This window comes from Candidatus Microthrix subdominans, assembly GCA_016719385.1.
GTDB classification, from domain to species: Bacteria; Actinomycetota; Acidimicrobiia; order Acidimicrobiales; family Microtrichaceae; genus Microthrix; species Microthrix subdominans.
Genome location: JADJZA010000008.1, coordinates 49,493 through 62,015, shown reverse-complemented (window position 1 = coordinate 62,015; position 12,523 = coordinate 49,493). Strand labels below are relative to the sequence as shown.

Here is a 12,523-nt window from a genome sequence, read left to right as displayed (position 1 = left end):
CACACGAACCCGCTGGTGAGTCGGTCGGGTGACCGCGGCCGGGCATGGCCTTCGGGCCGGGACCCGGTCGAGGAAGGTCGGGGCTCCACAGGGCAGGATGCTGAGGCGACTCAGGCGGGGGCGACCTCGCGGACAGGGCAGCAGAGAACAGACCGCCGATGGCCCGGTTCGCCGGGCACAGGCAAGGGTGAAACGGTGCGGTAAGAGCGCACCAGTGCAGCGGGCGACCGTCGCAGCTGGCAACCCCCATCCGGTGCAAGGCCAAGCAGTAGGTGTTGGGGCTGCCCGTCCCCCGAAACTTCGGTTTCGGCACCTACGGGTCGGCCGCTCAGATGGATGATCACCCAGGGAGACGTCGGCGACGACCTCCCGGACAGAACTCCGCCTACAGACCGACTCACCAGCACCCAAGCCGGGACGGCGCCAATCCAACAGCACTGACAGCCCCGCCAGCACCTGGCCTCGTGGCTGGCACCCGGCGGGCGCCCGCCTTCCATCAGCAGAGCAACGCGTCGATCCTGGCGATCTGTTAGCCCCGCTGCATTACTGGCTTTCACAACACGCAGACGTCCACGCGCTGCGCCCGCACACGGCTGGCGCTGCCGGTGACCCACCCCCAACTTCGGGCGCTCCTGACGTCGACGACCTCGACAGCCGTTCAGCACGATCGAGTCAATCATGCAACTGATTGCGATTTCCTCAAATATCAGGACAGTCGACTGTCAAATTCTTCCAGACCGTGAACTATGCGGTCGAGATCGGACTCGCTGACACCAGCTTTAGATACATCGGCCCACTCCTGAAGCGGGAAGGTGTTGGCCATTTTGATCCGCCCGTCAGAAATGAGGAAGAAAGGAAAGCTCTTCGAATCACCATAGCTTTTCCCCGGATAGTATCCGAGCCGCCAACCACCTTTAATTTTATACTTCGTGCCAAGGAGCTTGCGATGGACCAGCACCTCCACTGGCTCAACCCCGGGGTGCCCCAGTTTGTCCATGCGCCCCAAGATTGCGGATATCAACGCTTCACCCCTGTCGAGCAGCGCTGCACGATTGCGCCGTACTTCAGACTCACGGGAGGCTCGATCTTGCCCCGCTGCTGAGTCAAGGCCTGCCTTCATTTTTCTGGCGATACGGTCTGCATCGGACATGGTTCAAGAGTATCTAACCGCGAGGCTGCACGCCCGCAGGCCCCTCATGGCTGCGTCAGAGTGTCGTCGCGGTGACCGAAGCGCGTCAGCAGGTGCGCGGTCACCGACTCGGAGTTGGGTTGTGTCGGAGGGACGACGAGCCGCTGCGGAGGAACCGGTGCCGCTATCAATGGCAGAGTCCGAGTTCTTCGTTGGGCACCGGGCGTTCGGCAGTACCGGTTTCGGCTCACCCGCCCGGCGGGGATGGTTGGCATCACGGCCTCAGATCACCTGCCGTCGATACGAGTGCGGCGTCAGGCCGAGTTCCTGCACGGTGTCGGGCCGCTGGCTGCGCTCGACTTCTTCGCTGGCGTGGGCGAGTGCCTCGCCGGGGACCAGGTGGAATGGTCGCTCTACCGGCTCGACCTGTTCGTAGACGTTCAAGGCTGGGACCTTCACGGCGATGACCACCACCAGTTCGGGTGCCGGGCGGAACGCCGAGACCTGCACGAGCACGACGGTGACTTCGGCGGGTTCGAGCCCGGACGGCTCATTCCCAAGACCGTCTGCGCCCGCATCCTGCCAGTTTGATGCGGAGCGTCTCGACTACTGACCCGCCATCTAGGGCAAACGCCGGTCCGCAACGGTCGCGAACGTCGCGGTCCCGGCTCCGTGGGCACCCACTCTCAGTCCCTCGCGGGGAAGGGACTGGGTCAGTTGCGAGCGAGCCGGTCGCTGACGAGTCGGTTCAGGCTGACGCCCTCTTGTGCGGCGGAGAGAGCCAGCTCACGGTGAAGGGACTCGGGAACGCGAACGTTGAACTTGCCTGAGAATCGCCGCTCGGCGATCGGCTCCGGGATCGGGTCACCGTTCGCCGCCAGGTCGGCGACGATGTCGGCGACGAGATCGACCAGACCCCGTAGCGCTGCGGCTTGGTCCGCATGAAGCCACGATAGTGACGGGAACTCAGCAACGGTGGCAACGAACTCGTCGTCCTCAGCAGACCACAGGACTCGATAGGCATAGTGCTTGTTGTCGGTCATTTCTGCACCTCCTGCAGCTTGTCGATGGCCTTGAGTGCTTGGCGGACTTGGTACGGCTTCGCCTTGCCGCCCTTGGATTTCTGGATGTTCAGTCGCGGGTCGCCCGACCAAGGCGTCTTGAATACGGCGTGGGATGTCCCGCTCTGGCGTGCTTCCCCGAAGAAGTGGACGCACGCCGAGTGGAGGTCGTAGTACGAGATGTTCTGCGGTGCGTTACGCATAGCGGCCACCGTTTTGTCGATCTTGACCACTCTCGGATGGTATCACTATCAGTACCATCCAGCAACGGGGAGGCAAGTCCACCCAAGCAGTTGAGGATCCGGGAGTTCCGCCGACTCCGCCGGGAACACGAACGGCTCGAAGGCGATGATGACGCCGTCGTCGCCGGGTGAACTGCGTGTACGCAGCGCCGCAGCGCCGGGTCAGGGCTCGAGGACCAGCTTGCCGACAATGTCCTTCGCTGCGAAGCGCCGCTGAGCCTCGGCGATTTCGGCCAACGGGTAGGTCTCGGCCACGACCGGCTCGACGCCTCCGGCGACGGCGATTGTGGCCAGCTCGGCGAAGCCGTCCCGCGTGTGCATCGTCGAACCGATGATCCGACGGTGGTTCAGGTAGAGGCGGCGGATGTCGAAGGGCACGACCGGACCGGCGATCGCTCCGGCGCTCACCAGACGTCCGCCGTCGCGCAACCGGTCGATCATCGCCCCAAACTCGTCGCCACCCACCACGTCTACCACGGCATCGACGGGCGCGATCTCCGAGATGTCCTGCCCCCGAACCGACACCTCCGCCACACCGAGTCCCGACACGAACTCGCGTTTGGAGGCGCTCGTGTGGGCGACCACCTCGCAGCCACGGTCGACCAGCAGCTGCACCGCCGCCATGCCCACTCCCCCGGACGATCCGGTCACAAGCACCCGCTCGCCAGCGACACACTCGGCCCGGTTGATCATGCCCAGCGCCGTGCCGTAGGCGGTGGGAAGGCATGCCAGCTGCACCGCCGACAGGGGCGAGCCGCCCACATCGTGAAGCTGCCGCTCGGCGCAGACGTGGAACTGGCTGAACCCGCCGTCCACCTAGCTGCCTGCGATGTCGGCCGGCTACTCTCCCTCGTAGCGAAACGCTGGATCGACGATCACCCGGCGGCCGATCCATCCGTCGTCGACACCGCCGCCCACCCGCACCACCTCGCCGGCGATGTCGATTCCCTGGATCCGTGGGAACGCCAGTAGCACGCCCTTCCATCCGACAACCGCCCGCGGGTCGGCTGCGGTGCCGTAGGCGCCCTCCCGAGACCAGATGTCGGTGTTGTTGACGGCCGCTGCCGCCACTCGCACCAGCACCTGACCGGCACCCACGTTGGGGATCGGCCAGTCGTGAACCACCTCGATGCACTCCGGTCCGCCGTGACACGTCGTCACCGCTGCGGTCATCGTTCGGGGATCGCTCACCCGAGGAGCCTGCCAGACGGAGGCCACACGCGTCGGTCGCCGCCAGGCGGATATGGCCCTCGGCTTGTGCGCCGGGCCAGCCGGCACCACACTGAACCCGCTGGTGAGTCGGTCGGGTGACCGCGGCCGGGCATGGCCTTCGGGCCGGGACCCGGTCGAGGAAGGTCGGGGCTCCACAGGGCAGGATGCTGAGGCGACTCAGGCGGGGGCGACCTCGCGGACAGGGCAGCAGAGAACAGACCGCCGATGGCCCGGCTCGCCGGGCACAGGCAAGGGTGAAACGGTGCGGTAAGAGCGCACCAGTGCGGCGGGCGACCGTCGCAGCTGGCAACCCCCATCCGGTGCAAGGCCAAGCAGTAGGTGTTGGGGCTGCCCGTCCCCCGAAACTTCGGTTTCGGCACCTACGGGTCGGCCGCTTAGATGGATGATCACCCAGGGAGACGTCGGCGACGACCTCCCAGACAGAACTCCGCCTACAGACCGACTCACCAGCACCCAACCGGAACGGCGCTATTCCAGCGCCAAGGGCAATGTCCGGCAGCGAGGAAAGCGGGACAACAGCCGAGGGGTCCAGGGGCCGAATGGCGTCCCTCGCCCGTCGCCCCATGAGGCGCTCCTCACCATTTCTCCGTACCGGTCGTGTCAGTTAATCCGTGAAGCGAGGTTGGCAATCGCATCGACAGCGTGCCCGAGCTGCTTCTTATTAATCGTCACACGGCGACCACGAATATCCTTCTTGCCGGGGGTGAGTTGGCCGATCGGACACCCGCGCGCGGCGGCGACGACGCCGGTCGTGCCGAAGTCTCGAACGCTAAGCATTCCGTCGGTAATATCCGTGAATTCGAAGATTCCTGGATGGGTTTTCATGAGGGACCCGACATCGTCTTCGATCGACCGGAGAACGGCGGCGTACCCGGACGCGTCTCCCATGTATTGGGTAATCCGATTTCGAACGACGAGCTTCGTGCTCGGAAGCTGTCGGCCAGCCCCTTGAAGCCGACTGGCGAAGTTGTGGTTCGCATAGATCGGTGATGGCAGCATAAGTCCATGGATCAGAGAGAACGCATTTTGGACTGCGCGACGCGAGGAGTCGTCGGCCATAACAGGTAGGACCAATGAGTCGGCGACCGAGAGTGCTACCTGCGTATAGATGGAGAAGCTCGGGTTCGCGTCAACGATGGCGATTGTGTATGTGTCGGCCAGAGGTGCGATGAGATCGCGCAGCCAATCAACGATCGCAAGCCAGGTGTCCGTTCCAGGAATCTGGTTGTTTGCCAGAGTCGACATCGCGTTCGCCTGAAGCTCGAGCAACGGATCTCCGCAAATCAGATCGAGGTTCTCCGGGATCTGACTATTCAACGTTGCAGGCGTGGTCACGAAGTCCTGTGAATTGAACACCGGCGGGGTATATGGCGATGGCAGACGAGTTTCAAAGTACCCACCGATCGTCGATCGTGGGGTCTGCCCTTGCCTTTGAAAAAGGTGGTCGGAACCGTTGTTGACGAGTCCGCCTAGGAGCAACTCGGACAGGTTTGCTTGGGGACACATGTCGATGACCAAAATGCGCTCATCCGGGTGTGACTCGGCGTAGGCGCAGGAGGTCTGAAACGCGAGACTGGTCTTTCCCGTCCCACCCTTGTTATTCCAGAATCCGATTGTCTGCATAGGTACCTCTTGGGTCTATCACGACGCTTGATACGTCCTATGAGGACCATAGCATAGTCCTCACGGGACGCATCAAGCAACCTACCCGACCGGTGAGGGGACCAGGGTCCCAGTTGTCAGTTCAGATCGGGCAGTCACCCCTTCGGCTGCCGCCTAGAAGAGTTCGCGGCCAGTTGAGCAGGAAGGGCAATCACTGCACGGCATGCGTCGATGAAGCCCCTACGGGTCATCGAGTCTGGCTCCCCCTTTTCAAAGCCTTTAACCTGAAGTTCATCAAGCCGGGGCGTATCAGCCTCCCCTTCCTCAGCCACTAGTTCTTTCACGAGCTCCGCGTCGGCTTCCTGCTGAACCTTTCGTTGCTTCTGCTCGTTGTCTATCTGAATTCCTGCAGCTTCGTACTTCGCTTTGGTGCCCTGATACCAGCCGAGGCGCACAGCTACCGACGTGACGTTGAACGTTCCGACAACCGGCAGCGACGGGTCGCCGATCAACGTAATTGCCAGCGGGCTCGACTTCCGCAATGACGCCACGCGAGGGATCTCCTCGCTTCCTAGGTTCAGTCGCGTAACCAGCCGCTCGATACGGACAAGGAGGTCCGACACGGCGACAAGATTTTCGCTATCGCCCACCAGGGGCATTGTGAGCACAAGCTCATAGGGTGCGTCATCCCCGGCAGTGGGCAGGCTGGAATGGGTATCAAACACCAAGTCCGCTCTACCAGCCGTCGGATCATGCCGGCTCACCAGGGCAGTACGTTCGATACCGGTGGAATCGAGGTGGAGCACGACAGATGTGCCTGCGGCTGGCATTACTTCGCCGGTGACTGAGGCGGCGGCCGTGCCCAACGACTCGACAGTGATCGGGTGCCAACGGGTGTCGAACAGCAATTGGCCTGCGAAAGACCGGCGGACTTCTGGGTACTGGGCGCGCATGTCGTCTGACCAAGCCGCCTCCCCGGCGACAGCGAGGTCAAGCCGGTTCTGCGTGACGTAGGACTGGTACCCGTAGCGTCGCAGCTTGTGAAAGTGGGTCATGCTCCGCGGCTGGAGCTCCCGCAATCCGAGCCCCCGAAGATGCTCGTTAATCTCATCCAACTCGACATGTCCATCGTGTTCGAGGAAGAGCCGATAACCCTCTGCCCCGTCGATCGGTCGCGCTTGTGCAGCCATGAATAGCAAATGTTAGTCGAGGCCGATTCACCTGTTGTTCCATGGAGGAGGGAAAGCCTGGCAGAACTCTGATTTGGCCGGAGTTCTTCGTCATGGAAGCTGCTGTGCAGTCGAATGGAGAGGGATCCAATTGCGAGGACGCTCGATAGTGAGCGTTGGCACGAGAAGATCGAAGTATCGAGCGGGACGACTCGCGGTGCCGGGGTAAACGAGCTAAGCGGAACGGGAACTACTCACCGAGGAGGAGGCCCTTCAGCGAGACCTCGATGCGGCGGTTCTTGGCCCGGTTGGCGGCGGTGTCGTTGGGGAAAGCCGGATCGGAGGAGCCCTTCCCAACGACGGTGACCCGTGAGGCGTCCACTCCCTTGTCGACCAGGTAGGTCTTGAACGCCTCCGCCCGCTCCTCAGACAGCTTCTGATTGGCGGCGGCGTCGCCCGAGCTGTCGGTGTGGCCGGTGATCGTCATCTGGGTCTGGTCGAAGCGGCTCATGATGGCCACGCCCAGGTCGGCCAGGCTGAAGAACGACTCGGGCAGCTCGGCCGACTCCGCCGGAAACACGAACGGCTCGGCGACGATGATGACGCCGTCGTCGCTGGGCGAGCTGGACTTTTCGACCTCGTACAGGTTGAAGACGTTGTCCGGGCCCAGGATCTCCTTGGCGGCGTTGATGCGACGGTTGCCGTCGGCGTAGCTGGGCACCTTGCCGACCAGGAAGAGCTTGCCGCCCTGGTAGACGCCCATCCGTTCGACCCCTTCGGGGAGGGGCACCTTTGGTGTGCTCTTGGGCGGCTTCGGCGTGGACACGAACTCGTCGGTCGACGACGCAGCATCCTTGGAGTCGTCGGCGGGCTTGGAGTCGGGCGTGTTGGACGCCGACTCCCCGGTCACCGCCTTCACCTCGATGTCGTCGACGCCGTCGACGCCGGCCAGCACGTCGGGAATACGCCCGGAGTCGTCCGCGTCGACGCCGGACACGGTGATGGTGCCGTTCTTGCCCGCCTGCACCTTGGCATCCGCGATGCCCGCCTTGTCGAGAGCCGCCTCGGCACGGGTGACCACCTCGCCCCCGTCACCGGAGTTGTCGTTGCCCACAGTCACGATCGTCACCCCGATCAGCACGACGAGCGCCGCGACGCCGATGCCCAGGACCGTCCATCGGCTCGGGCCGCCACCGCCAGCGCCGTCACTGCCGGACACCCCAGCTTCTGGCTCCATGCGTGCCTCTCCCCCACGTCCGACGGCGGCGCCGCTGTGCGGCTCGCCAATCCGACTTCTGGGCGAAATCGTACGGCGCAAGGAGCCGGACCGTCATGCGGGTGCCGACAACTCGCTGTGGGTGGCGGGCATCGATACCCACGGTGGCCGCTCTGGCGGTGAGCTCAGCCGTCGAGCAGGCGGCGGGCCGCCTCGATGACCACCCGCCTGGTAGTGAGCTCGACCTGCTCGGCGGCGTGCTCGTCCGGCGTCTCGGACGTGAGGCGGTTGGCGATGACGCCGGCGACGCACCCGGCCCGCAGACCCTGGGTGGCACACATGGTGAACAGGGTGGCCGACTCCATCTCGTAGTTGAGCGCCCCCATCGACCGCCATGCCTCCAGGCTGCCCTCGAAACGCCCAACCACCCGTCCGGAGAAGGTGTCGTAGCGCTCCTGGCCCGGGTAGAAGGTGTCCGACGAGACGGTCACCCCCACGTGGGGCTCGACGCCCAGGGCCCGGGCGGACTCGACGAGCGCGGTGGTGCAGGCGAAGTCGGCCACCGCCGGGAACGCAATCGGGGCGAAGTGCTCGCTGGCACCGTCGAGGCGAACCGACGCCGTGCTGACGACCAGGTCGCCGATGTTGAGATCGTCCTGGATGGCACCGGTGGTGCCCGCCCGGAGGAAGGTGCGGATGCCCAGCTGGGCCAGCTCCTCGACTGCGATCGAGGTGGACGGGCCGCCGATGCCCGTCGAACACACGACGACCGGGCGGCCGTCGAGGTGGCCGAGCCACGAGACGAACTCCCGCTGGCTGGCCAGCGCCCGGGGGCGCTCCATCATCGAGGCGATGCGCTCGACCCGTCCGGGATCGCCGGGCAGGATTGCCACCGTGGCGCCCATCAGCTGGGGCCGAGACAACCCGAGGTGAAAGACGTCGACCATCGTGGGCAAGGTAACCCCGCTGCCCTATCCGGCAGCCGCGTCGCCGACGACCGCCAGGCCGCCGTCGCGCTGGGGAACGAACAGCCGCCCCTTCCAGGCGGTGACCGGCGCCTCGACGCAGCCGCCGACGTTGACCGACCAGCGCTCCTCGGGGCCATCGCTGCTGAGGTCCCACGCACGGACCAGCCCGTCGCAGCTGCCGAGCACCATCGCATCGTCGACCATCACCGGCGTCGCACGGGCGGGTGCCTGGATCTTTCGCACCCACAGCACCTGGCCCGTGGCCCGGTCGAAGCCGACCAGCTCGCCCTGCTCGCCGGCGACGACGACCAGGCCGGCGGTGATGACCGGCGCACCGACCACCCCGTCTTCGCTGAGGCCCGGATCGGTCTTCGACCACACCAGCGGATCGTCGGGGCGCGTCGGGTCGAGCTTCATCACCCGGCCCAGCTCCTTGGTGCGGCCAGTGCCCCGGTGTCCGGCGGTGGCCAGGTAAATCGCCCCGGTCTCGTCCAAGGTGAGCGAGGTTTTGACGGTGTCGCCCGCCCAGAAGCGCAGCACCCGGGTGGGCCGGCCGCCGCGATCGAGCGGCGACAGGTCCCAGCCGGTGAGCAGCCCGCCGCCGTTGACCACCCAGGCGATGGACCCGTCCATGGCGATCGAGGCGTCCACCCCGGTCTGGCGGTCGCCGAGCACTGCGGACAGCTCGTCGTCCCAGGTGGGGATGTTGGCCTCGAGTTCGGGGCTCACCCGCACCCGGCCGCCTTTGCCCATCGAACGGTTCAACTTGATGACGTGCAGGTTGGAGTTGCCCCCTCCGACGACCAGCCGGTCGCCGATGAGGAGCGGCGAGCCGCTCCAGTCGGTGCCCCACTGCGAGGGGCTGACCGACGAGGCGCGAAGGCTCCACACCACATCGGGGGTTCCGCCCCGGTCGAGGGCCACCACCCGCAGCTCGCCGTCGTCGCCGCCGACGTACAACAGGGGTAGCCGTCGGGGTCGAGGGTGGGGGTGGCCCGGATCGGCCGCGAGGTTTCCAGCGGGCTGAGCAGCTGCTCGCCGGTGTCGGCGTCGCTGAAGCCGACCTTGCCGTCGAGGCCGGCGGTGATCGCCCAGGTGCGACCCTCGCGTTCGGCGATGAGCGTCTGCGAGCTGGGGCCGGCGCCGGAACCGGCCGGATCGTGACGGGCGGCCACCCGTGGGTTGGCCGGAAGCGGCCCGGACCCGTTGAAGCTACGGCTCGGGTTACCCAGAAAGGTCAGGACCCCGGGCACCTTGGCCGACCACTGGCGACCAAAGGAACCAGCGCCGGTGGAATCGCCGCCATCGGCAACCGGGACCGAGCCCACAGGCCCCTCCCCGGTGGCGGCACCGGCACGGTCCACCTCGGAGCCCTTCGACAGTGGCCAAGCGATCAGGGTGATGGCCAACGCACCGATGACGAAGAACACGCGGGGTGGCTTCCAGATGGGCACCTCCCACCAAGGGGCCGGCGGATCGCCCGCCGCTCGGCCGGACGGGGCGTAGGCGTCCGGCTCGTACCCGGCGTGTTCGAACTGATCAGCCGACACCACCTCGGGGACCTGGAGGATCCACTCGTAGCCGTTCCAGGCGTAGTCGCCATCCACGTGCTGCTCGTGTGCGTATCCGTCATCGACATAGGCACCGTCGGCGACCTGTCGGTCGACGACGCGGTGATCCACCACGCCATCGTCGACGAAACCGTCGTCGGGGTAGCCCTCGTTGATGTAGCCGTCGACTGAGTGGTCGTAGGGCCGCTGGCCCGTCTCGACCCACGAACCGTCCACCTGGGGATAGACGCCGCTCAGCGGATCGTCGAAGTCCTCCTCGGTGAGATCGACCCAGCGGCCCGGGCGCACAGGCGCGCCGACAACGACGGGCGACCAGGCCCGCCCTTGCGCGGGACGACCCCGTCTCGCAGCGTCGCTGGGACGCCGAGAGCCGTGGGGTTCGTCGGAAAACTGAATGGAGTCGCGTGTGTCCATGCCGCCTGCCCCGCTGCTTCGCCGACGATAGCGGTGGGGTTGGCGGGGTTCGCGGACCCTCCGCCCTCTCGGTTCGCAGCCCCGGGCTGTAATGGCGCACCCGCCTTGGCGGGCGCCGTACCCTGGCACCATCCCCCGACGGGCCTGCCCAACGCGCTGCTGCGGGCGGGGAACGTGTTTGACGACGTGGCAGGTCAGCGATGAGCCAAGAGGCATCCTTCAAGCGATCCGAGGCGTTGCAGGCGCTGCGGACCCGACACTTCGACCTGGTGGTGATCGGGGGCGGCATCACCGGTGCGGGGGTCGCCCTCGACGCCGCAGCTCGCGGCCTGCGCACCGCGCTGATCGACGGCGGCGACTTCGCATCGGGCACATCGTCGAAGAGTTCCAAGCTGGTGCACGGCGGGTTGCGCTACCTCCAGCAGGGCGACGTGGCCCTCGTGTACCAGGCGCTGCACGAGCGTCGACGGCTGCTGGCCAACGCCCCCCACCTGGTGGACATCCAACCGTTTCTGTTGCCGCTGTTCGCCAAGGACGGGCTGATCCCCAAGAAGCTGTCCCGCACGCTGGGCGCCGCAATGTGGGCCTACGACGCCACCGGCGGCTGGCGCATCGGCAAGTTTCATCAGCGGATCGACACCGCCGAAGCGATCGCCCACATGCCCACGCTGCCCGCCGACAAGATCGGCGGCGCCTACATCTACTACGACGCTGCGGCCGACGACGCCCGGCTGGTGCTGACCGTGATCCGCACCGCAGCACTCGACTACGGCGCCGTGGCCGCCAACCGGGTGAGGGCACTGGGGCTGCGCAAAACGGCCGGCCGCATCATCGACGGCGTGGAAGTGGAGGCCGACGGCGAGCGCTTCACGATCGACGCGGACACCGTCATCAACGCAGGCGGCGTGTTTGCCGACGACGTGCGGGCGCTCGACGAAGCGGCCCACCCCCGCTCGATCACCCCGGCCAAGGGCATCCACCTGACCGTGCCCTGGGACCGGGTGCGCAACGACATCGGCGTGATCCTGCCGGTGAAGGGCGACCGACGGTCGGTGTTCGTCGTGCCGTGGGGCGACCACACCTACATCGGCACCACCGACACCAACTACGACGGGCCGATCGACGACCCGCAGTGCACCCCGGAGGACGTCGCCTACCTGCTGGGCGCACTCAACGCCTGGACCGGCGCCGGCCTGACCCACGCCGACGTCACCGGCACCTGGGCCGGGCTGCGACCGCTGGTGACGAACGGCGGGTCCGGCCGCACCGCCGACCTGTCCCGTCAGCACAGCGTGCTGACCTCGCCCAGCGGGATGGTGACGGTGACCGGCGGCAAGCTGACCACCTACCGCCAGATGGCCGCAGACGCCGTCGACGAGGTGGTGACGTCGCTGCTGGGCGCCGACCGGCCCGACGTGGCCAAGCGTTCGCCGACCGCCCGGCTGGCCCTGCGTGGCGCCGACGGCTGGGACAGGATCGCCGACGCCGCCGTGGCCGCCGGGTTGGACCGGGCGACCGGCGACCACCTGGCCCGGCGCTACGGCGGCGAGGCCACCGCACTGATGGCCGACATCGCCGAGCACCCCGAGCTGGCCGAACCCATGGTGGAGGGCCTGCCCTATCTGCGGGCCGAGGCCCGCCACGCCGCCCGGGCGGAGATGGCCACCACGCTGGTCGACGTGCTCAGCCGCCGCACCCGCGCCCTGCTGCTGGACCGCAACGCCACCCGCCGGGCCGCACCTGCGGTCGCCGCCGACGTCGCCCCGCTGCTCGGCTGGGACGAGGCCGAGATCGCCCGCCAGGTGGCGGCGTTCGAAGCGGTCGTCGACGCCGAGCTGGCCGCCGAGACCGACCAGGCCCTGCCGCCGGGCGTTCCCGCCGGCACCCGCGCCTAGCGCCCCCCTCTCCCCCCTCTCGA

The 12,523-nt window shown here is 66.7% G+C and carries 11 protein-coding genes, 2 other RNA genes and 1 pseudogene; 4 read left to right on the top strand and 10 right to left on the bottom strand.

The annotated features are described in order from the left end of the window. Window positions 1-16: 16 nt before the first annotated feature. Window positions 17-404, top strand: an RNA gene (gene rnpB, locus IPN02_14665) — RNase P RNA component class A. Between the two features lie 302 nt (window positions 405-706). Here rnpB (IPN02_14665) and IPN02_14660 read toward each other — a convergent pair. Then, on the bottom strand, window positions 707-1,150 hold the full coding sequence (locus tag IPN02_14660) for a hypothetical protein (GenBank protein MBK9298042.1): 444 nt from the start codon (window positions 1,148-1,150) through the stop codon (window positions 707-709). Between the two features lie 243 nt (window positions 1,151-1,393). On the opposite strand from IPN02_14660, the gene IPN02_14655 reads away from it, so the two are divergent. After that, window positions 1,394-1,720: a hypothetical protein gene (locus IPN02_14655; GenBank protein MBK9298041.1), complete on the top strand. Its 327-nt coding sequence runs from the start codon at window positions 1,394-1,396 to the stop codon at window positions 1,718-1,720. 122 nt (window positions 1,721-1,842) lie between these two features. Here IPN02_14655 and IPN02_14650 read toward each other — a convergent pair whose 3' ends face one another. From IPN02_14650 to IPN02_14640, 3 genes and pseudogenes are all read right to left on the bottom strand, one after another. Beyond that, window positions 1,843-2,172, bottom strand: a complete 330-nt coding sequence (locus IPN02_14650) for a type II toxin-antitoxin system HicB family antitoxin (GenBank protein MBK9298040.1) — start codon at window positions 2,170-2,172, stop codon at window positions 1,843-1,845. Further along, window positions 2,169-2,393 carry a toxin HicA gene (locus IPN02_14645; protein ID MBK9298039.1) on the bottom strand — a complete coding sequence of 75 codons (225 nt, stop codon included), beginning with the start codon at window positions 2,391-2,393 and terminating at the stop codon, window positions 2,169-2,171. Before IPN02_14645 ends, IPN02_14650 begins: the two co-directional genes overlap by 4 nt. Before the next feature lie 201 nt (window positions 2,394-2,594). Beyond that, a pseudogene (locus tag IPN02_14640) lies at window positions 2,595-3,605 on the bottom strand (zinc-binding dehydrogenase). A 122-nt stretch (window positions 3,606-3,727) separates the two neighbouring features. On the opposite strand from IPN02_14640, the gene rnpB (IPN02_14635) reads away from it, so the two are divergent. After that, an RNA gene (rnpB, locus tag IPN02_14635) (RNase P RNA component class A) lies at window positions 3,728-4,115 on the top strand. A gap of 150 nt (window positions 4,116-4,265) precedes the next feature. On the opposite strand, the gene IPN02_14630 is transcribed toward rnpB (IPN02_14635), so the two are convergent. From IPN02_14630 to IPN02_14605, 6 genes are all read right to left on the bottom strand, one after another. Beyond that, window positions 4,266-5,288, bottom strand: a complete 1,023-nt coding sequence (locus IPN02_14630) for a ParA family protein (GenBank protein MBK9298038.1) — start codon at window positions 5,286-5,288, stop codon at window positions 4,266-4,268. A 134-nt stretch (window positions 5,289-5,422) separates the two neighbouring features. Beyond that, the gene (locus IPN02_14625; protein ID MBK9298037.1) at window positions 5,423-6,457 is read right to left on the bottom strand and encodes a hypothetical protein; all 1,035 of its coding nucleotides are present in this window, start codon (window positions 6,455-6,457) and stop codon (window positions 5,423-5,425) included. Window positions 6,458-6,686: 229 nt separating this feature from the next. Beyond that, window positions 6,687-7,673, bottom strand: coding sequence for an OmpA family protein (locus IPN02_14620; protein ID MBK9298036.1), 987 nt, complete (start codon window positions 7,671-7,673; stop codon window positions 6,687-6,689). Between the two features lie 164 nt (window positions 7,674-7,837). After that, entirely contained in the window at window positions 7,838-8,599 is a 762-nt protein-coding gene (gene udp / locus IPN02_14615) for a uridine phosphorylase (protein ID MBK9298035.1), read from the bottom strand. 24 nt (window positions 8,600-8,623) lie between these two features. Beyond that, entirely contained in the window at window positions 8,624-9,349 is a 726-nt protein-coding gene (locus IPN02_14610; GenBank protein ID MBK9298034.1) for a PQQ-binding-like beta-propeller repeat protein, read from the bottom strand. A gap of 32 nt (window positions 9,350-9,381) precedes the next feature. Next, complete coding sequence (locus tag IPN02_14605) at window positions 9,382-10,479, bottom strand: hypothetical protein (protein ID MBK9298033.1); 1,098 nt, start codon at window positions 10,477-10,479, stop codon at window positions 9,382-9,384. Window positions 10,480-10,805: 326 nt separating this feature from the next. Between IPN02_14605 and IPN02_14600 the strand changes: the two genes are divergently transcribed. Continuing rightward, entirely contained in the window at window positions 10,806-12,500 is a 1,695-nt protein-coding gene (locus IPN02_14600; protein MBK9298032.1) for a glycerol-3-phosphate dehydrogenase/oxidase, read from the top strand. The last annotated feature ends 23 nt before the right edge of the window (window positions 12,501-12,523 follow it).

What these genes read in the sequence shown, in the direction of transcription:
- IPN02_14660 (MBK9298042.1), bottom strand. Translation starts at nt 1,150, where the DNA reads ATGTCCGATGCAGACCGTATCGCCAGAAAAATGAAGGCAGGCCTTGAC.
- IPN02_14655 (MBK9298041.1), top strand. Translation starts at nt 1,394, where the DNA reads ATGGTTGGCATCACGGCCTCAGATCACCTGCCGTCGATACGAGTGCGG.
- IPN02_14650 (MBK9298040.1), bottom strand. Translation starts at nt 2,172, where the DNA reads ATGACCGACAACAAGCACTATGCCTATCGAGTCCTGTGGTCTGCTGAG.
- IPN02_14645 (MBK9298039.1), bottom strand. Translation starts at nt 2,393, where the DNA reads ATGCGTAACGCACCGCAGAACATCTCGTACTACGACCTCCACTCGGCG.
- IPN02_14630 (MBK9298038.1), bottom strand. Translation starts at nt 5,288, where the DNA reads ATGCAGACAATCGGATTCTGGAATAACAAGGGTGGGACGGGAAAGACC.
- IPN02_14625 (MBK9298037.1), bottom strand. Translation starts at nt 6,457, where the DNA reads ATGGCTGCACAAGCGCGACCGATCGACGGGGCAGAGGGTTATCGGCTC.
- IPN02_14620 (MBK9298036.1), bottom strand. Translation starts at nt 7,673, where the DNA reads ATGGAGCCAGAAGCTGGGGTGTCCGGCAGTGACGGCGCTGGCGGTGGC.
- udp (MBK9298035.1), bottom strand. Translation starts at nt 8,599, where the DNA reads ATGGTCGACGTCTTTCACCTCGGGTTGTCTCGGCCCCAGCTGATGGGC.
- IPN02_14600 (MBK9298032.1), top strand. Translation starts at nt 10,806, where the DNA reads ATGAGCCAAGAGGCATCCTTCAAGCGATCCGAGGCGTTGCAGGCGCTG.